The sequence below is a fragment of the Sphingomonas sp. PP-CE-3A-406 genome (assembly GCF_003688625.1).
Lineage (GTDB): Bacteria > Pseudomonadota > Alphaproteobacteria > Sphingomonadales > Sphingomonadaceae > Sphingomonas.
This window is the reverse complement of the sequence record NZ_RCWY01000001.1, coordinates 139,869-157,734: the sequence shown is the minus strand read 5'-3', so window position 1 is coordinate 157,734 and position 17,866 is coordinate 139,869. Positions and strand designations below refer to the sequence as shown.

Genomic DNA, 17,866 nt, shown 5'->3' with positions numbered 1-17,866 from the left:
ATGAAATTCAATCCCGCCGTGCTGGCCCTGTCCGTCGGTGCGTTCGGCATCGGCGTGACCGAATTTGCGCCGATGGGCCTGCTGCCCGTCATCGCCCATGATCTCGGCGTGTCGATCCCGACCGCCGGGTTGCTGATCAGCGCCTATGCGCTGGGGGTGGTGATCGGTGCGCCGCTGATGACGCTGACGACCGGGCGGGTGCCGCGGCGGACATTGCTCATCGTGCTTGCCGGCATCTTCACCGCGGGCAACCTGCTGGCGGCGGTGTCGACCGGCTACGGCATGTTGATGGTCGCGCGAATCCTGACCTCGCTCAACCACGGCGCGTTCTTCGGTGTCGGCTCGATCGTCGCGGCCAGCCTGGTGCCGGCGGACCGGCGCGCCGGCGCGGTCGCGGCGATGTTCATGGGGCTGACGATCGCCAATGTCGTCGGCGTGCCGCTCGCGACGTGGGCGGGCGAGCATCTCGGCTGGCGCGCATCGTTCTGGGGCATTGCCGCGCTCGGCGTCGCGACGATGGCGGCGTTGCGCCTGACCCTGCCGCGCTTGCCGGCACCGGCGGGTAGCGACGCTAGAGCCGAACTGCGGGTGCTGGCCCGGGGCCCTGTGCTCGGCGCGCTCGGCCTGACAGTGGTGGGTGCAAGCGCGATGTTCACCGTCTTTACCTATATCACGCCGATCCTGCGCGAGGCGACGCATGCCTCGCTTGGCTTCGTCACGGCAATGCTGGTGACGTACGGCGTCGGGCTCACGGGCGGCAACTGGCTCGGCGGGCGGTTCGCCGATCGCTCGGTCGATCGGACGCTGATCGTGACGCTTGCCTCGCTGGCGGTGATCCTGGTCGCATTCGCGGTGTTCATGCCGCTGAAGGTTCCCGCTGCGATCCTGATCTTCCTGTGGGGCATCGCGAGCTTCGCGCTGGTCCCGCCGCTCCAGATCCGCGTCATGCACGCGGCGGCGGATGCGCCGAACCTCGCTTCGGCGATGAACATCGGTGCGTTCAACCTCGGCAATGCGATCGGCGCCGCGCTGGGCGGCGGCGTGATCGCGGCGGGGCTGGGGTTCCCCGCGGTCGCGCTGGCCGGCGCGGGGTCGGCGGCGCTGGGGCTCGTCGCCGTGATCGTCAGCGTTCGCTTGCAATCGCGGACGCGTCCCGCGGCACTTGGCCGGCCTTATCCAAAAAATGCCGCCACCGCCGAAACGATCGTCGTCGATCAGACGTAGCGCGGGATGGGCCCTATCTGGGCGGTCTGGTTCGGTAGGGAAACCTCGATCTCGTCGATGTAGCACCAGCCCCAGCCCTCGGGGGGATCATAGCCCTCGATGATCGGGTGCTGCGTCGCGTGGAAATGCGCGGTGGCATGGCGGTGTGGGGAATCGTCACAGCAGCCGACGTGACCACAGTCGCGACACAGACGAAGATGCACCCACGGGCTTCCGATGGCGAGGCATTCCTCACACCCGCGGGCACTGGGCGTGACGGCCCGGATCGTTCCCGTATGCTCGCAACGCTCGGCCATCAGGTTTCTCCCTTGCTGCGTTCGGCGAGCTTGGTGTGGATCTGCGCGACGACGGCAGCACCCTCGCCGACGGCGGCGGCAACCCGCTTGGTCGAGCCCGCACGCACGTCGCCGATGGCGAACACGCTCGACATGCTCGTTTCCAACGGCAGGCCATTGCCACCGGTCACGACGAAACCCTTGTCATCCGTAGCGACGCATCCGTGCAGCCATCCGGCATTGGGATCCGCGCCGATGAACAGGAATAGGTGCCGCATTGCACACCGGCTGATCGATCCGTCCGTTCGGTTGCGAAAGCTCGCGGCAGACAAACCGTGCGCTGCGTCGCCTTCCAAACCGATGATCTCGACGCCGACATGGAGCGTCACATTGGCGAGCGCGGCGATCCGATCGACCAGATAGCGCGACATGGTCTCGACGATCGGCCGACGGACGATCAGGTGAAGGTGCGATACGCGGGCAGCGAGAAACACCACCGCCTGTCCCGCCGAGTTCCCGCCGCCGACGAGTGCCACCTCCTCGCCCGCGCAGAGCTTCGCCTCGATCGGGGAGGCCCAATAGGAAATGCCCTGGCCTTCGAACATTGCCAGATCGGGGATATCGGGACGGCGGTAGCGCGCACCCGACGCGATGATAACGGTCCGCGATCGGACGCGCCGATCACCCGACAGTTCGAGTGTCAGCGGATCGCGACCGGCAGGGTCGGCGGCGCATTCGAGGCGCAGCGTCTCGAGCGGGATCACCATCTCCGCACCAAACTTCAACGCCTGGTTGAACGCCCGCCCGGCCAGCGCCTGCCCTGAAATGCCGGCGGGAAAGCCGAGATAATTCTCGATCCGGGCGGAGGCGCCGGCCTGCCCGCCCATCGCCCGCTCGTCCGCCACGAGGACCGACAGTCCTTCGGACGCGGCGTAGACCGCCGCCGCCAATCCCGCAGGACCGGCGCCGACGATCGCGACGTCATACACCGTCGCGGGATCGAGGTCGGGGATCATGCCAAGGCAGGTCGCCACCTCTGCATCGGACGGGCGCTTGAGGATGGTGCCATTCGGGCACACCATCAGCGGCAGTTCACCTGGTAGCACCCCGGTTCGTTCGACCAAGGCGCGCCCTTCCTCATCGGCAGAGGCATCGAGCACGAGGTTCGGGTAGCCGCTACGTGTCAGGAACCCCTGGATACGGACGATGTCGGCGCTACCCGGCACGCCGATCAGAATCGATCCTGCGCCACCCTCCTCGATCAGTCCGACCCGTCGCAGGATCAGCGCACGCATGATGACCTCGCCGACGTCCGCCGACCCGACCATCAAGGCGCGCAGATGCGCCGCATCGAACGGTAGCGCCGTGCAGCCTTCGGCGCCTGCACGACCCGCTGCGATCGAAGGCCGGCCCGAAAGCTGGCTTACTTCTCCCGTCAGCTGGCCTGGACCATGCGTCGTAATCGGCGCCTCGTGGCTCAACCCGTCGCGGCGGACGACATCGATCGCGCCGGCGAGTATCAGCCACGCGGGGGCGCCGAGTTCTCCAATCGCGTAGACGGGTTCGTCTGCGGCGAAGGTCCGCGCTGGACCACTGGCGAACCTCTTCGCGGTCTCGAGCTGCGCGGTGTCGAGCGTCGGAAACATCTGCTGCCGGCGATCGTCGACGACGCTCATGGCATGGCCTCTGGTGGCTGGAGATCGAGCAGCACCGTCGGGATCAGTTCGGACACCGTCGGGTGGATCGGCACCGCCCAGCGCAGCGCCGAGATCGGCTGGTCGGCGCTCATCATGTCGAGGATGCCGTGGATCGCCTCGTCGCCTCCGGTGCCGAGAATCGCCGCACCGAGGATGCGCTGGGTCTCCGCGTCGGCGACGATTTTCATGAATCCCTTGGTCTCGCCCTTCTCCACCGCCCGACCGACCCGCGTCATCGCCCGCTTCGAGACGAGCACTTTCCGGCCGGAGGCGATCGCCTGCGCCTGCGTCATGCCGACGCGGCCGAGGGGTGGATCGATGTAGAGCGCGTAGCCCGGGATACGCTGCGATACGCGGCGATCGTCGCCATCCAGCAGGTTTGCCGCGACGATCTCGAAATCATTATACGCGGTATGCGTGAAGGCGCCGCGACCGTTGCAATCGCCCAGTGCCCAGATACCCGCGACGTTGGTTTCCAATCGATCGTCGACCGTGATGAAGCCGCGCACGTCGGTCGCGACGCCGGCGTGTTCCAGACCAAGATCGTCGGTGTTGGGACGACGCCCGATCGCCAGCAGGACGTGGCTGCCGATGACCGAAGGCTCACCCGTTTTGCACGACACGGACACCGCGACGCCCTCTGCGTGGCGGGAAAACCCGATACAGTCCGCTCCCGTGCGGACCACGATACCTTCGTCTTCGAGCAGGCTACGGATCGCGTCGGACACGTCAACGTCCTCATGCGAGACCAATCGATCGCCACGCTCGACGATCGTCACTTGGGCGCCGAAACGGCGGTACATCTGCGCGAATTCGAGCCCGACATAGCTGCCGCCGACGACGACGAGATGCGGCGGGACCGCGTCGAGCGCGACCATGTCGGTATTGTCGAGATGCGGCACATCGCCGACGCCCGGCATCGCCGGGACGTTCGCGCGCCCGCCGACGTTGAGGAAGATGCGAGGCGCGGTGATCGCCTCTTCGCCGACCATCATCGTCTTGGCGCCGGTAAATCGCGCATGGCCGCGCAGGAACGTCAGCCGCTCCATCGACGAGAGCCATCGTTCGTTGCCGCCGCGTGCGTCCTCGACGACGCGTGCCGCCCGCGCTGCGACAGCAGGCATGTCGACCTCGACCTCACCTGTCCGTATCCCGAAATCCGCGCCCCGCCGGGCAAGGTGTGCCGCGTACGCGCTAGCGACGAGCGTCTTGGTGGGCATGCAGCCGGTATTGACGCAGGTGCCGCCAACCAGATGGCGCTCGATCAGGGCGACCTGCCAGCCCTTGGCGGTGAGCCGTCCGGCAAGCGGCGGTCCGGCCTGCCCTGCCCCGACGATGATCGCATCGAAACTGCGCATCAGACGAGCGCCACCGCCAGCAGCGCGCCGCCGATCGCGATAACGTCCTCGATCAGCGCTGCCGGACGGTCGCTGCCGAACAAGGTTGCGAGGCGGGCGCGAACCGCCGCGCCTCCGAGCGTGCCGATCACCGCTCCGATCACGCCGAGGATCGCTCCGATGACGACCGCGCCGGTCGCCATCCCGAGCGCCGCGCCCGCTACGCCGCCGGTGACGAGCCGCGCGCCGAACTGCACGGGGGCCTTGCGGCTGGGCGTCGACGGAAGCTGATCGGTGACGAGTTCACCGATCGCGAGCAACGTGATCACCGGGGCCGTGAAGCGCCAGCCGAGTATCGCGAGCCAGCTACCGTCGAGGTCGAGAATCCTGAGCTTGGCTGCCCATGCGACGGCGGCAAGCGGCATCATCGCTCGCAATCCCGCCACTATTCCGATTACCAAGGCCGCGAGCATCATGAGACGTCTCCCTCGGCACCGCGCATCCCGGCGGCCCATAGTACCACTACCGTAACGATCTTCCGGCCGCGACGCCATCGCCGATCCGCCGTGGTCATGTCGGGCGACACCGCCAGCAGACGACGCTTTCAGATGAGACCCACGCCACGATCTTCGCAGACCGTTTGGAGCGCCAAAAATTGACCTGTTCGTGCAAAACGCCTTCAGTGACGCCATAGCTCGTAGATATTGAGGACGACCTCGAACGCGATCAACCCGATCACGGCAAGCTCTAGACGCAACGAGCGCTTGTCCTGCACCAGGTCGAGCAGCCACTCGGCGGCGTCGCCGATGACTTCGAGCTTGCGTTCCATCGCACGCGCGCGGTCGCCGAGTTCGAACTCGGCTTCGAGGCGTCCATAAAGCCGGTCGAGTTCGGGGTGATCCCAGAGCAGGTCCGGCTTCTCCATGATCTGCGCACGGCCGACCACGCGATGTTGCGCCGCGAGAACGTCGCCGATGCTCTGCATGACCCGCCGGATCGGCATGACCGCGCGGCCATGGATGCGCAGTTCGTTGATGAGCGGTTCGACGCGATCGAAGGCTTCCGCGATGCGGCCTTCGTCGCGCGCGAGGACGACGCTTCGGGCGACCACGGTGGCCGTCAGCAACAGCCTTTCACGCGACGCCTCTTTCAGTCGGATGTGCCCGTCGGCACTCACGGATTCTTCGCGGTCGGCGCAGATTTCTATCCAGGCGGTTTCCGTTTCCGGCGTAGCGAGAGGTTCGATGATATGGTTGGAAAGATGGTCGATAAGCCGGCGCTCGGTCTCGGCCGATGCCCCGATCAACACGAGAACGCCATAGCGAAAGACGAATGCGGCCCCAACGCCTGAGAGGTCCAGGGTTTCGGGTTCGACAAAGTCTCGCAGATTGCGGGTGTCGACCCGCGTACCGAGCAGAAGCGCTCGCACGTCGCCCCTGCTTGGTTCGCCCGGCAGCGCGGCACCCAGCACTTCCCTGATCCCGACGCTTACCGTTCGCAGGGACCCGCCATCAACCATGTCGCGTCACAATCATGGGGCAAGCCCTACCCGTTCAAAGCCGACCCGCCAATAACCGCTAAAAACAGCGACGGAGCCGACCCATTAAGGGCTTGAGACAATCCCCCCACCGCCAAGGATGCGGCGATGATCCAGTCGGGTTGGAACCCGTGCTCGTGCAACGCTTCGTAGACGACCGCTTCGAAGGCCGAGCGCGTTGCCGCCGGTGAGGACGAGCACGGCATCGAAGTCGCGCGGCCTCCGTGCATTCGGCGTCTGGCGTTACCGGCTGGTATCCTTCGGCCGGCTCAGTGCAACCGCGATCCCGGCTCCGACGACACCGAGCAACAGAACGACGGGGTGGATTTTTTGCGCCTGCAATACCGTGCTCGATTTGCGTGCGTGGACGTCCTGGCTGCCGCGCAATGCATCGACGCGCGGGGCGTAGAGGTTGTCGCGGCGCGCCGGGTCGCCGGGATCTTCGGGTTTCTGCTGCGCTATGGTGCCGACCAACTCCATGATCTTGTCGCTCAATCTTGGCGCGGCGCGCGAGAGCAGCGAGGACAGCAGCCCCCCGCCCCCGGCATACAGCGTCCGCCGCGGCGTCTCGCACGCGAACAGCACCGCGTCGGCGACGACCGAAGGCGCGTAGAGCGGCGGCGGCAGGCGGGGTGGCTGGTCCATGAAGTTGCGCGCATGCTCGGGGAACGGCGTGTCGATCGCGCCTGGCTTGATCAACGTCACCGAGATGCCGGCCCCCTCCTGCTCCAGTTCCATCCGCAACGTATCGGTCAGCGCCTGCACCGCATGCTTGGTCGCGCAATACGGCCCCTGCTCGACGATCGCGCGGTCGCTGAGGATCGAACCGACATTGATGATCGCCCCGCCGCGGCCGCGCAGGTGCCGCGCGGCGATCAGCGATCCGTGCAGCACGCCGAAATAATTGACGTCGAACACACGGCGGTGATCGGCAACGGGCACTTGCTCCAGTGTGCCGTATGTCCCTGTGCCGGCATTGTTGACCCAGCTGTCGAACCCGCCGAACGCCTCGACCGCAACCGCGGCGACACGCTCAACCGCCGCCATGTCGCTGACGTCCCCGACGCAGATCGCGATACGTCCGCCGTTCGCCGACAGGCGATCGCGGAGTTCCTCCAGTGCCGCTTCGTTACGCGCAGTCGCGACGACCGCGGCACCGCGGCGCACGGCGTCCTCGACTATGGCGAGTCCATTCCCGCTGGTTGCACCTGTGACGACGATGACCTGATCGTGCAGGGGTTTAAGTGTGAGGCCCATGTCGATCAGCGTCCCAGCGGCGAGGTTGCATAGCCGGCGAGCAGGGCCGCAACGTCGTCGTAGATCGCGATCGCGCCTGCCGCGTGCAGTTGCTCGTCCTTGAACTTGCCCGAACGGACCGCGACCGCGCCGATCCCGCACTTGGCCGCCGCCTCGATGTCATAAGGCGTGTCGCCGACCACGATCACCTCGGTGCGGTCGATCCCCGACAGCTTCTTGAGCGCGGTCGCGAAAATGTCGGGTGCGGGCTTGGTCTTCTCGACGTCGTCGCTGCTCGTCGTCGCGGCGATCAGGTCGCGTGCGTCCAGCAGGTCTATGTAATGGTCGAGTTCTGCCTCGGAGGCCGACGAGGCCAGGACGACGCGTTGCCCCAGGCCATGCGCGTGTACCAGCAGGTCGTGCGCGTGCGCGAACGGCTTGGCGGTCTCCAGGTATTTCGCCTTGAAGATCGCACCATGCGCGTCGCCGAGCTTTTCCTGCTCATCCTCGTCCGCATCAGGCAACAGCGTCGGCACGAGCATATCGGTCCCCTTGCCGATCTGGTCGTGGATCACCTGGCGGTCGAACGACGCGTCGACGGTCGCGAACGCCTCCTCCCAGGCGAGGACGTGCATGTCGTTGGTGTCGACCAGCGTACCGTCGATATCGAAGAGAATGGCTTTGATTTGCATAGGTCATCCCAAATCTGGTTCGTGCACCCGCCCGTCGGAACGGCGCAGCCCGATTGCAGGGGTGGCGGTCGAACGGCTTCGACAGAGTGCGATAGCGTCCTAACGGCTCGCGCTCCGAATTGACCCACGCTCCGGCGAACTTGGCGATGCGATCTCCGATCAGGATGATGATCCAAAGCATCCATGTCGCAGCCGCAACGACATCGCGTAACAATCAAGCTCGCCAAGTCATTACGATGTATGAGATTTTCGCCTTATCAGCACAATTTGATTTAGGCGGACCAATACTGATACCAATCAATATGAAATATAAATGGCGGATATTGGCGTGAAGCAGGAACGATGACGCCACGTTGATCGCTATACGCCCCAGGATACGCTCACGCTGACGGCAACGACGCATATGCGTGGAGGCCGGACCTTAGTGGCGATAGTGCATAGTGTTGATGATGATCGGGCGGCATTTGCGCCAACGCCGAGTCATGTCTGACGAGATGCCATGTCGTGCGTGAGAGAAATACTGTAATTCTATCACGGAGACTTTCTGATGCGCGCACTGGTTTGGCATGGAAAAGGCGACGTACGCGTCGATACTGTTGCAGATCCCGAGATCAAGCATCCGCGCGACGCGATCATCAAGGTCACGGCCTGCGCGATCTGCGGATCCGATCTTCATCTGCTCGACGGCTACCAGCCGACGATGCAGGCCGGCGACATTCTCGGGCACGAGAACATGGGCGTCGTCGTCGCGCTCGGCTCGGAAGTCACCAACCTGAAGATCGGCGACCGCGTCGTCGTGCCGTTCACGATCAGCTGCGGCGATTGCTTCTTCTGTCGCAAGGGACTGTTCTCGGCGTGCGAGCGGACCAATCCGAACGCCGAGATGGCGATCAAGGCGATGGGCCATTCGCCCGCCGGCCTGTTCGGGTTCAGCCACATGTTGGGCGGCTATTGCGGTGGCCAAGCCGAGTATCTGCGCGTGCCGATGGCGGATATCGGTCCGATCAAGGTGCCCGACAGCGTCACCGACGAGCAGGCGCTGTTCCTCTCCGACATCTTCCCGACCGGCTACATGGCCGCCGAGAATGCGCAGATCGAGCCGGGCGACACCGTCGCGATCTGGGGCTGCGGCCCGGTCGGCCAGTTCGCGATCCGCTCGGCGCTGATGCTGGGCGCGGGCCGCGTGATCGCGATCGACGAGGTCCCCGAGCGTCTAGCGATGGCCGAGGCCGGCGGCGCGGAGACGATCAACTTCGCCGAGGTCGACAGCGTCTATGACGAGTTGCAGTTCCGTACCAAGGGCCGCGGTCCCGACAGCTGCATCGACGCGGTCGGCGCAGAGGCTTCGGGGCATGGCGCAATGGATGCGGTGATCGACAAGGTGAAGGCGGCTACGTTCCTCGCCACCGACCGCGTGCATGTGCTGCGCGAGGCGATCATGAGCTGTCGGATGGGCGGCACGGTGTCGATCCCCGGCGTCTATGTCGGGATGGGCGACAAGATCCCGATCGGCGCGATGATGAACAAGGGGCTGACGATCAAGACCGGCCAGACGCACGTCCAGGCCTATACCAAGCCGCTGCTCGCGCGGATCGAGGCGGGCGATATCGACCCGAGCTTCGTCGTGACGCACCCGGCGAGCCTCGAGGACGCGCCCGAGATGTACCAGAAGTTCCGCGACAAGCAGGACGGCGTCATCAAGGTCGTGCTCCGGCCGTAACCCCGTCCCGAGCCGGCTCGCTCCCGTCGAGCGGACCGGCTCGGTTCGTTTTGATCCGCTACATTCAGAAGGACATACCGATGAGTGACAAGGTTCATACCCCCGTTCCCGGCAACTCTGCGAGCAAGGGCGCACCCGACGGCGTCTCGGACTCGCCGCGCGGCAACGATGACGTTCACGGCCGCAGCGAAGGCGGCGAAAGCGGTGGTGGGTCCTATCCCAACCCGCACGCCGGCAAGACCGAGACGAACACCGGTTTCATGGCGCATGGCGGCCAGACCGACATCGCCTATCACGGCGGTGGTCAGGCCGGCGAAGACGGTGGCAGCGCGGCGAACGGCGTTGCTGGCTCGGGTGGCGGTGGCGGTACGACGATCGCTGCCGACCCGGATGCGGACCGCGAGCCGCATGCGATCGCTGCCGAAGAACGCACGATCGAGGTCGTCGAGACATCGGGCGTCGCCGAAGCCGAGGCCAACGGCAAGATTGGGACCGATGCCGACTACGAGGACGAGCAGAAGCAGCCCGGCGCCGGCTGAGGTCGCCACGCTTCGATCCGCATTTCCTAAGTTTCAAAACCAGTCGCCGCGCATTCCGCCGGTGAGCCCACAAGGATGATCCCATGTCTGCACCCGAAGATCTCCAGGAAATCTACACCGACGAATTGAAGGACCTGTGGTCCGCGAACGACCAGATGAAGAAGGTCCTGAAGAAGATCACGTCGAAGGCGAGCGATGCGTCGCTGAAGGATATGCTGACCAAGTCGCAAGCGGATATCGAGACGCATACCGACCTGCTCAAGGACCTGATCGCGTCGAACGACGAGAAGGTCTCGAAGGAACATTGCAAGGGCATGGAAGGCCTCGTCGCCGAAGCCACCAAGCATGTTCTCGAGGAAGGTCCCGAGAAGGGTCCGCTGCTCGATGTGATGATCATCGCGCAGTATCAGCGGATGACGCATTACGGGATCGCCGGGTTCGGCACCGCGACGGCGTACGCCAAGGCGCTGGGGCTCAAGGACGACCACAAGAAGCTCAGCGCGGCCACCAAGGACATCTACGGTGGCGACGAATATATGACGAAGCTCGCCGAGACGACCGTCAACGTCGACGCCGAAGACGAATGAGATGATCGCCCGCCGGCACCAATCCGGCGGGCCACGACCCGGTCCACGTAGACGATGGAAGCGACGACGATGACGACCTACCCTTTGAGCGAACCGGCTACGATCTATGCCGCGGAACCATCCGGCGATGCGACGTCAGAATCGGTCGGACAAGGAACGCTGGAAGAGTGCGTGGATATTGTCGCCGATCTTTCCGCGGACGAGCAAAAATCGGTCATCATCCAGATGGATGACATCGACCTCAAGTTCGGCCCCCGGGACATCAGCGAGCTTTTACGGTTTCTCCGGGAAGAAACCCCAGGCCTTTCGAACACGGAGATAGCCGCGGTTAAGAGCGCCGATCTGTAACGTGCAGATGGGTGTTGCGATGCCGGGCGATGAATTGCTATCGGCGACGGCCAGCCAGGACGGTGGCTGACCGTCACTTCTCATCACCCTGCCAATTCGGCGGTTGCCTGACCCCAGTCTTCGTAGTCACGATGACCGCCGGGGAGGCAGGCGCCGATCCCTCGTTACTCTCTAGAAAGCGAACTCATGGCCGTGGCTCCCGACGAACGCTCGGCCGTGCTCGAACGAACCCGCGCCCTCAAGATGGCACGGTCGGTCCACGCCTATGTCCGCGGAAACACGGCGCAGTTCTATCAATGGCTTGAAGAATCGCCCGTCGCCGCCGGCATTCCGGAAGGTCCGGCAGTCTGGATTTGCGGCGACTGTCATCTTGGCAATCTCGGGCCGGTGGCCGATGCCGATCATCGCGTCGACATCCAGATACGCGATCTGGACCAGACCGTCATCGCCAATCCCGCCTACGACCTCATCCGGCTTGGCCTGTCGCTCGAAACCGCGGCACGCAGTTCGGATCTGCCGGGCGTCACCACCGCACGGATGATCGAGGCGATGGTCGACGGGTATTGCCGGGCGCTGACCCCGACCATCGAAGACGATCCGCGCGAACCCGACGTCGTCCGGTCGGTAAGGCGCGAGGCGATCGGTAGACGGTGGCGCCATCTCGCGAAGGACCGTCTCGAGGACGTCGAGCCTAACATTCCGCACAACAAACGCTTCTGGAAGCTTTCGCGCGCGGAAAAGAGCGAGATCGTCGCGCTGTTTGGCGAGGATTCGGTTCGCGCGCGATGCATGGAGCTGGCCGGTGTTGTCGGCGACGGGAAACTTCGGGTGGTCGACGCCGCCTATTGGCGGAAGGGGTGCAGTTCGCTCGGGCACCTTCGTTTCGCGGTGCTGATCGGCATCTCGCACGGCAAGGCAAAGGATGAACGACTGGCGCTGGTCGATATCAAGGAGGCCGTGGCCTCCGTCGTACCGGTAACGGATGAGACGACGATGCCGCGCGACGCGGGCGAGCGCGTGCTCGCAGGGGCCAACGCGCTGTCGCCGAACCTAGGCCAGCGAATGGTCGCGGCGCACCTGATGGGCAAGCCTGTCTTCCTGCGCGAACTGGCGCCGCAGGACCTCAAGATCGAGGTCGAACAATTCAGTCGCAAGGAAGCGGTCGCCGCCGCGTCGTATCTGTCGTTCGTCGTGGGTCAGGCGCACGCCCGACAACTCAGCGACGACGCGAGATTGGCATGGCGCGACACACTGACCGCCCGCGACGAGAAACTCGATGCACCGTCTTGGCTATGGCAAGCCATCGTCGCGATGGCCGGAGCACATGAAGTTGGCTATCTCGAACACTGCCGCCGCTTCGGCGCGCATGGGTGAGGTCGGCGCTATTCACTCATGACATAGCGTGATCGTGATGCGGTCGGGCCGGTGATGCGCTTACTCCATCATCCGCCCGCGCAGGTTGAACAGGATCACCAACGTACCCGATACCATCAGCGCGATGATGAGCGCGGAGAAGAGGATCAGTTGCAGGTCGTGGCGCGACGAGCGCTTGAGACTGATGTGGAGGAAGCAGCGGAACTGCACCGCCATCTGCACGAGGCCAAGCGCCAGCACGGTGCCGAAGATCGCGCGCGCGCCGAACGATGGCCAACGGACTATCGCGAACGCGGCCACGGTCAGCACGAGCGACAGGCCGTAGCCTACCGCATAGGTGCGCAGTTCGCGGGTCCGGTCGCTCATCCGATGTTCCCTTGCAGGTAGACGACCGAGAAGATCGCGATCCAGACGATGTCGAGCAAGTGCCAGAACAGCCCCAGCCGCAACAGGTTGATCCTCGCGCGCGCATCGAGGCCGTAGGCCCACACCTGGGCGACCATCACAACCAGCCAGAAGCACGCGACCGCGACGTGGAGTCCGTGCAGCCCGACCAGCGCGAAGAACGACGACAGGAAGCCGCTGCGCATCGGATAGGCGCCGCGGGCGAACATCGTCGCGAAGTCGTTCGCCTCGAGCGCGAGGAAGACGAGGCCGAGACCCAGCGTCGCACCGAGCCAGCCGAACAGCACGCGGCGCGGTTCGTCGTACTTCATCGCGATCGTCGCGCGGCCGAACGTCGCGCTGCTTGTCAGCAACAGCAGCGTCTCGACGAACGCGGGCAACAGCTTGAACTCGGAGGCGGGCGTCGGACCGCCGACGGTGCTGGCGATCATCGTGCCGTAGGTCGCGAACAGCAGCGCGAAGATCACCGCGTCGCTCATCAGGAATATCCAGAAGCCGAAGATCGCGTTCTCCGTCTGGTCCTGCGTCAGCGCGCCGGTGTCGCCGAGGTTGAGACCGGCATGCGCCAGTTCTGGTTCGCTCACGCCACGATCTCCGCAAGGCCACGATTGACTGCCGCGGTCTCCAGCTGGCGCGGGATCGCGGGCGAGGCCCGGACGCGCGTGAGCCAGGCCTCATGCTCGCGCGCGACTTCGGCGGCGGGAATGGTCCGATGCTGGTCGCGACCGAAGCTGCGCAGCACGACCGCCGCGACGATCACCTGGAGAGCGACGATGGTCAGCCCCCAGATCTCCCAGATCAGTCCGAACGCGGCGACTGCGGCGGCGAGCCCGATCACGACGCTGGTCGCGCTGCCCTTCGGCACGACGATGTCCTCGTAAGACGCTGGTGAGGCGTACGGGTCCGGTTGGCCCTCGTCATGCTTGTGATCGTAGAACGGGTTGCGGCCGTCGATCAGCGGCAGGACCGCAAAATTATACTCGGGCGGCGGTGCGCTGACCGACCATTCGAGTCCACGGCCATCCCATGGGTCGCCCGCCTCGACCTGCGTCTTGGCACGGTCGCGGATGCTCACCCACAACTGGATGCCGAGCGACGTCAGCGCCGCCAGCAGGACGAACGCGCCGACGCCGGCGACGTACAGCCACGGCCGGAACGACGGTTCGAAGATCGCCTGCGTCCGCCGCGCCATCCCGCTCGCGCCGAGCACGTACAGCGGGAAGAAGGCGAGGTAGAAGCCGACCACCCAGCAGGTGAACGCGATCCGGCCCCAACGCTCGTCGAGGCGGAACCCGAACGCCTTGGGGAACCAGTAATGATAGCCCGCGAGCATCCCGTAGAGCAGCCCCGGGATCAGCATGTTGTGGAAATGCGCGACCAGGAACAACGTGTTGTGGACGAGGTAATCGAGCGGCGGCATCGCCAGGATGATGCCGGTGAAGCCGCCCAGCACGAACGTCATCATGAACGCGAGCGCGTAGAGCATCGGCACGGTGAAGCGCACCTCGCCGCGAAACATCGTCCAGATCCAGTCGTAGATCTTCACGCCCGTCGGCACGCCGATCGTCATCGTCGCGATCCCGAACGCCGCATTGACGTTGGCTGACTGCCCCATCGTGAAGAAATGATGGACCCACACGGTGAAGCTCAGCACCGCGATCGCCATCGTCGCGATCACCAGCGAGGTGTAGCCGTACAGGTCTTTGGTCGAGAAGGTCGAGACGACCTCCGAATACACGCCGAATGCGGGCAGGATCAGGATGTAGACCTCGGGATGACCGAACAGCCAGAACATGTTGGCGTAGTTCATCATGTTGCCACCGAGGTCGTTGGTGAAGAAATGGAACCCCAGATAGCGGTCGAGCGCGAGCAGCAGCGTCGCGACGGTCAGCGGCGGCATCGCGAAGATCATCAGGATCGACGTGCACAGGCTGGTCCACGAAAACATCTGCATCCGCATGAACCGCATCCCCGGCGCGCGCAGCTTATAGACGGTGCAGGCGATGTTGATCCCCGCCATCGTCGAGCCGATCGACCCCAATGTCACCGCCCAGATCCAATAGTCGACGCCGACGCCGGGGCTGAACGCGCGCTCGGTATAGGGCGGGTAGCCACTCCATCCGCCGGTCGAGAATTCGCCGACCACCAGCGACGCCATCATCAGCCCCGCCGCACCGATCGTCAGCCACAACGCGATCGAATTGGCCCAGGGAAACGCCATGTCGCGCGCGCCGATCTGGAGCGGCAGGACATAGTTGATCATCCCCGTCAGGAACGGCATCGCCATGAAGAAGATCATGATCGAGCCATGCGTCGAGAACAGCTGGCCGAAATGATCGGGCGACAGGAAGCCGGGGTTCTCGATCGCCACCGCCTGCTGCATCCGCATCAGCACCGCCTCGACCAGCGCGCGCGACAGCATCACGAACGCGACGACGATATACATGATGCCGATCTTCTTGTGATCGAGGCTGGTGAGCCACTCGGTCCACAGATACCGCCACTTGCCATAGCGCGTCAGCAGCGCCGCGACGACGATCGCGCCGACGACCACCAGCGCACCCGCGAACGCACCGATGATCTCGCTGATCGTCGGGTTCTCCCATGCGCGCACGAACGGCAGGTCCTGCCAGCCGAACCGGCCGAGCACGGCGGGCCAGAGGGGAACGGAAACAGTCATCGAACGGCTTTCGGAGAAGAATGGGGCGCGGGAGCATGGGTCATGCCGCCGGTCGCGGCGACAACGTGGTCGAACAGGTTCGGCGTGACGTGGGCGAACTCGACGGGGTGCGTGATGATCGACCGCGCGGACAGCCGCCGCCACGTCTGCGCATCCAGTGTGCGTTTGCCACGACGTGCAGCCGCCGCCCAGCGATCGTATTCCGCCGGCGACACCGCAACGACGTCGAACTTCTGATGCTGGAAGCCGGCGCCGTTATACTGCGTGTTCTCGCCGCGGAACCGTCCCGGCCGGTGCGCCTGGATGTTCAGCTCGGTCGTCATGCCGCCCATCGTATAGATCTGCCCGGCGAGTTGCGGGATCAGCATCGACTGCATCACCGTGCCGCTGGTCAGCTTGATATGGACCGGGCGCCCGGCGGGAATGGTCAGCCGATCGACCGACGCGACGCCGAGGTCGGGATAGACGAACACCCATTTCCAATCGAGCGCGATCGCCTGCACCTCGACCGGCGCCGCGCCCGGCAACCGCCGATACGGATCGTCGATCTGCGTCCAGTGCCACAACAGTACCGCAAGGCCGATGACGATCCCCGCTGGCGGAATCCATATCAGCGCCTCGACCCACCACGAGAAATTCCACTTCGGGCGGTACGCATCGCTACGATTGGACAGCCGATAATGCCACGCGAACAGCGGCGTCAGCAGCAGCACCGGCCCCGCGACGAACAGCAGCACGATCGACACGGTGAAGAAAAGGTCGCGCTCGTGCCCGGCGACAGGCCCCTGCGGATTGAGGAACCCGTGCGACAGCGCCGTGCAGCCGCCCAGACAGGCCAGCAGGACCGGGAGTGAGACCAGATGCCGCCTTTTCCGTTTCACTCTTCCGAACTCCTGAGCATCTCGCCGCCCTAGCGCCGACATGATCGCGCAGCCCATCTCCGTAGCAGCGACCGGCGGTTGCGTCCTTCTCTTAAAGGCTCTCCACGGCAAAGTTGCAGGCCGCCGCCAACTAGTTGTTTGACTTCGATTAAGTTGGATGAATCTAAGGCCGCATTCGCGGAACGATCCGCCGACGCTCCTGTTGAGGTTTCAACCATAAACAGGGTAAATAATCATGACGTTGAAGCTTCTGGTCGCGGCCGCGCTGATCGGGACATCCGGTGCGGCGATCGCGCAATCCACCACGTCCACCAACGCACCGCCGCCGCCGACTCCACCCCGCATCGCGACGCAACCACCAGTGGCGGCTTCGGACATGCAGATGGTCCTCGATCAGTTGCCGATGCTCGGTGCCAAACCGATCGAGACGCTGACGCCGGTCAAGGCACGGATCCAGCCATCCGCCGCCGATGCGACGCACGCGGTGATGCGCCAGAAGGGCCTCTCGACCGCGCCCGATCCGGCGGTCACGACGCAGGACCTGCCCTATGGCAGCGATCCGATGCAGTTCGCGCGCATCTACAAACCCGCTGCCGCGACCAGCGCGCCGATGCCGGTCATCGTCTATTATCATGGCGGCGGCTGGGTGATCGCCGACGTCAACACGTACGACGCCGCGCCGCGCCTGCTTTCCAAGCAACTGAATGCGATCGTCGTGTCGGTCGAATACCGCCATGCCCCGGAATTCAAGTTCCCGGCGCAACATGACGATGCCTTCGCCACGTATCGCTGGGTCCTGCAGAACGCACAGTCCTGGGGCGGCGACACCAGCAAGATCGCGCTCGCCGGCGAGAGCGCGGGCGGCAATCTCGCCGTCGCGACGGCAATCTTTGCACGCGACAACAAGCTGACCGCTCCGGTGCATATCCTGTCGGTCTATCCGATCGCGAACAGCAGCATGGACCTGCCGTCGCGGAAGGATTCGGCGAACGCCAAGCCGCTCAACACCGCGATGCTCAAGTGGTTCGGCAACTACTATACCTCGTCGATGGCGGACATGCAGGACCCGCGTCTGAACCTCGTCCGCGCAAACCTGCGCGGCCTGCCACCGACCACGATCGTCAATGCGCAGATCGATCCGCTGCGCTCCGACGGTGAGACCCTGGCGGCCGCGATGAAGTCGGCGGGCGACAAGGTCGAGCAGCGCACCTTTCCCGGCGTGACGCACGAGATGTTCGCCATGGGGGCGGTCGTTCGCGGCGCCTACGACGCCAACCAATATGCCATCGTCCGTCTCAAGGCCGCGTTCGGCATCCGCAACTAACCCACCATAA

Annotated in this window: 18 protein-coding genes; 7 read left to right on the top strand and 11 right to left on the bottom strand. The window is 64.8% G+C overall.

What is annotated here, in order from left to right; genetic code table 11:
• Nucleotides 1–1,224 carry an MFS transporter gene (locus C8J44_RS00610; RefSeq protein WP_121902959.1) on the top strand — a complete coding sequence of 408 codons (1,224 nt, stop codon included), beginning with the start codon at nucleotides 1–3 and terminating at the stop codon, nucleotides 1,222–1,224.
• Here the strand turns inward: C8J44_RS00610 and C8J44_RS00605 are convergent.
• The 7 genes from C8J44_RS00605 to C8J44_RS00575 all read right to left on the bottom strand — a co-directional run bounded on the left by C8J44_RS00605 (nucleotide 1,215) and on the right by C8J44_RS00575 (nucleotide 7,998).
• Nucleotides 1,215–1,520 carry a UBP-type zinc finger domain-containing protein gene (locus C8J44_RS00605; RefSeq protein WP_121902958.1) on the bottom strand — a complete coding sequence of 102 codons (306 nt, stop codon included), beginning with the start codon at nucleotides 1,518–1,520 and terminating at the stop codon, nucleotides 1,215–1,217. The two genes, C8J44_RS00610 and C8J44_RS00605, sit on opposite strands and share 10 nt — an antisense overlap.
• The gene (locus C8J44_RS00600; RefSeq protein WP_121902957.1) at nucleotides 1,520–3,175 is read right to left on the bottom strand and encodes an FAD-dependent oxidoreductase; all 1,656 of its coding nucleotides are present in this window, start codon (nucleotides 3,173–3,175) and stop codon (nucleotides 1,520–1,522) included. Before C8J44_RS00600 ends, C8J44_RS00605 begins: the two co-directional genes overlap by 1 nt.
• Nucleotides 3,172–4,554 (bottom strand): FAD-containing oxidoreductase, encoded by a 1,383-nt coding sequence (locus C8J44_RS00595; protein WP_121902956.1) that lies wholly within the window; start codon nucleotides 4,552–4,554, stop codon nucleotides 3,172–3,174. The genes C8J44_RS00600 and C8J44_RS00595 overlap by 4 nt, the downstream gene beginning before the upstream one ends.
• Complete coding sequence (locus C8J44_RS00590) at nucleotides 4,554–4,961, bottom strand: DUF4126 domain-containing protein (RefSeq protein ID WP_259466631.1); 408 nt, start codon at nucleotides 4,959–4,961, stop codon at nucleotides 4,554–4,556. The genes C8J44_RS00595 and C8J44_RS00590 overlap by 1 nt, the downstream gene beginning before the upstream one ends.
• 251 nt (nucleotides 4,962–5,212) lie before the next feature.
• Nucleotides 5,213–6,004 (bottom strand): RMD1 family protein, encoded by a 792-nt coding sequence (locus tag C8J44_RS00585; protein ID WP_259466630.1) that lies wholly within the window; start codon nucleotides 6,002–6,004, stop codon nucleotides 5,213–5,215.
• A 309-nt stretch (nucleotides 6,005–6,313) separates the two neighbouring features.
• Complete coding sequence (locus C8J44_RS00580) at nucleotides 6,314–7,327, bottom strand: SDR family oxidoreductase (RefSeq protein ID WP_121902953.1); 1,014 nt, start codon at nucleotides 7,325–7,327, stop codon at nucleotides 6,314–6,316.
• 5 nt (nucleotides 7,328–7,332) lie between these two features.
• A complete protein-coding gene (locus C8J44_RS00575; RefSeq protein WP_121902952.1) occupies nucleotides 7,333–7,998 on the bottom strand; it encodes an HAD family hydrolase in 666 nt (221 codons plus the stop codon).
• A gap of 547 nt (nucleotides 7,999–8,545) precedes the next feature.
• Between C8J44_RS00575 and C8J44_RS00570 the strand changes: the two genes are divergently transcribed.
• From C8J44_RS00570 to C8J44_RS00550, 5 genes are all read left to right on the top strand, one after another.
• Complete coding sequence (locus C8J44_RS00570) at nucleotides 8,546–9,718, top strand: zinc-dependent alcohol dehydrogenase (protein ID WP_056486803.1); 1,173 nt, start codon at nucleotides 8,546–8,548, stop codon at nucleotides 9,716–9,718.
• A gap of 80 nt (nucleotides 9,719–9,798) precedes the next feature.
• On the top strand, nucleotides 9,799–10,257 hold the full coding sequence (locus tag C8J44_RS18360; RefSeq protein ID WP_183128656.1) for a hypothetical protein: 459 nt from the start codon (nucleotides 9,799–9,801) through the stop codon (nucleotides 10,255–10,257).
• Between the two features lie 83 nt (nucleotides 10,258–10,340).
• Complete coding sequence (locus tag C8J44_RS00560) at nucleotides 10,341–10,844, top strand: ferritin-like domain-containing protein (protein ID WP_121902951.1); 504 nt, start codon at nucleotides 10,341–10,343, stop codon at nucleotides 10,842–10,844.
• Nucleotides 10,845–10,898: 54 nt separating this feature from the next.
• On the top strand, nucleotides 10,899–11,192 hold the full coding sequence (locus tag C8J44_RS00555; RefSeq protein ID WP_121902950.1) for a hypothetical protein: 294 nt from the start codon (nucleotides 10,899–10,901) through the stop codon (nucleotides 11,190–11,192).
• Nucleotides 11,193–11,378: 186 nt separating this feature from the next.
• The gene (locus tag C8J44_RS00550; RefSeq protein WP_121902949.1) at nucleotides 11,379–12,566 is read left to right on the top strand and encodes a DUF2252 family protein; all 1,188 of its coding nucleotides are present in this window, start codon (nucleotides 11,379–11,381) and stop codon (nucleotides 12,564–12,566) included.
• A 60-nt stretch (nucleotides 12,567–12,626) separates the two neighbouring features.
• Here C8J44_RS00550 and C8J44_RS00545 read toward each other — a convergent pair whose 3' ends face one another.
• Genes C8J44_RS00545 through C8J44_RS00530 form a run of 4 tightly spaced genes read right to left on the bottom strand, consistent with a single transcriptional unit; the run spans nucleotide 12,627 to nucleotide 16,532 of the window.
• Nucleotides 12,627–12,932: a cytochrome o ubiquinol/quinol oxidase subunit IV gene (locus tag C8J44_RS00545; RefSeq protein WP_121902948.1), complete on the bottom strand. Its 306-nt coding sequence runs from the start codon at nucleotides 12,930–12,932 to the stop codon at nucleotides 12,627–12,629.
• The gene (locus C8J44_RS00540) at nucleotides 12,929–13,555 is read right to left on the bottom strand and encodes a cytochrome c oxidase subunit 3 (RefSeq protein WP_121902947.1); all 627 of its coding nucleotides are present in this window, start codon (nucleotides 13,553–13,555) and stop codon (nucleotides 12,929–12,931) included. The genes C8J44_RS00545 and C8J44_RS00540 overlap by 4 nt, the downstream gene beginning before the upstream one ends.
• Nucleotides 13,552–15,651, bottom strand: coding sequence for a cbb3-type cytochrome c oxidase subunit I (locus C8J44_RS00535; RefSeq protein ID WP_121902946.1), 2,100 nt, complete (start codon nucleotides 15,649–15,651; stop codon nucleotides 13,552–13,554). Before C8J44_RS00535 ends, C8J44_RS00540 begins: the two co-directional genes overlap by 4 nt.
• A complete protein-coding gene (locus C8J44_RS00530) occupies nucleotides 15,648–16,532 on the bottom strand; it encodes a ubiquinol oxidase subunit II (protein WP_121902945.1) in 885 nt (294 codons plus the stop codon). The genes C8J44_RS00535 and C8J44_RS00530 overlap by 4 nt, the downstream gene beginning before the upstream one ends.
• 235 nt (nucleotides 16,533–16,767) lie before the next feature.
• Between C8J44_RS00530 and C8J44_RS00525 the strand changes: the two genes are divergently transcribed.
• Complete coding sequence (locus C8J44_RS00525) at nucleotides 16,768–17,856, top strand: alpha/beta hydrolase (protein WP_121902944.1); 1,089 nt, start codon at nucleotides 16,768–16,770, stop codon at nucleotides 17,854–17,856.
• Nucleotides 17,857–17,866 lie beyond the last annotated feature (10 nt).

Excerpts from the sequence above, each read along its gene's own strand:
- C8J44_RS00605 (WP_121902958.1), bottom strand. The coding sequence starts at position 1,520 with ATGGCCGAGCGTTGCGAGCATACGGGAACGATCCGGGCCGTCACGCCC.
- C8J44_RS00590 (WP_259466631.1), bottom strand. The coding sequence starts at position 4,961 with ATGATGCCGCTTGCCGCCGTCGCATGGGCAGCCAAGCTCAGGATTCTC.
- C8J44_RS00575 (WP_121902952.1), bottom strand. The coding sequence starts at position 7,998 with ATGCAAATCAAAGCCATTCTCTTCGATATCGACGGTACGCTGGTCGAC.
- C8J44_RS00560 (WP_121902951.1), top strand. The coding sequence starts at position 10,341 with ATGTCTGCACCCGAAGATCTCCAGGAAATCTACACCGACGAATTGAAG.
- C8J44_RS00535 (WP_121902946.1), bottom strand. The coding sequence starts at position 15,651 with ATGACTGTTTCCGTTCCCCTCTGGCCCGCCGTGCTCGGCCGGTTCGGC.
- C8J44_RS00550 (WP_121902949.1), top strand. The coding sequence starts at position 11,379 with ATGGCCGTGGCTCCCGACGAACGCTCGGCCGTGCTCGAACGAACCCGC.
- C8J44_RS18360 (WP_183128656.1), top strand. The coding sequence starts at position 9,799 with ATGAGTGACAAGGTTCATACCCCCGTTCCCGGCAACTCTGCGAGCAAG.
- C8J44_RS00580 (WP_121902953.1), bottom strand. The coding sequence starts at position 7,327 with ATGGGCCTCACACTTAAACCCCTGCACGATCAGGTCATCGTCGTCACA.
- C8J44_RS00555 (WP_121902950.1), top strand. The coding sequence starts at position 10,899 with ATGGAAGCGACGACGATGACGACCTACCCTTTGAGCGAACCGGCTACG.
- C8J44_RS00600 (WP_121902957.1), bottom strand. The coding sequence starts at position 3,175 with ATGAGCGTCGTCGACGATCGCCGGCAGCAGATGTTTCCGACGCTCGAC.
- C8J44_RS00545 (WP_121902948.1), bottom strand. The coding sequence starts at position 12,932 with ATGAGCGACCGGACCCGCGAACTGCGCACCTATGCGGTAGGCTACGGC.
- C8J44_RS00570 (WP_056486803.1), top strand. The coding sequence starts at position 8,546 with ATGCGCGCACTGGTTTGGCATGGAAAAGGCGACGTACGCGTCGATACT.
- C8J44_RS00525 (WP_121902944.1), top strand. The coding sequence starts at position 16,768 with ATGACGTTGAAGCTTCTGGTCGCGGCCGCGCTGATCGGGACATCCGGT.
- C8J44_RS00595 (WP_121902956.1), bottom strand. The coding sequence starts at position 4,554 with ATGCGCAGTTTCGATGCGATCATCGTCGGGGCAGGGCAGGCCGGACCG.
- C8J44_RS00610 (WP_121902959.1), top strand. The coding sequence starts at position 1 with ATGAAATTCAATCCCGCCGTGCTGGCCCTGTCCGTCGGTGCGTTCGGC.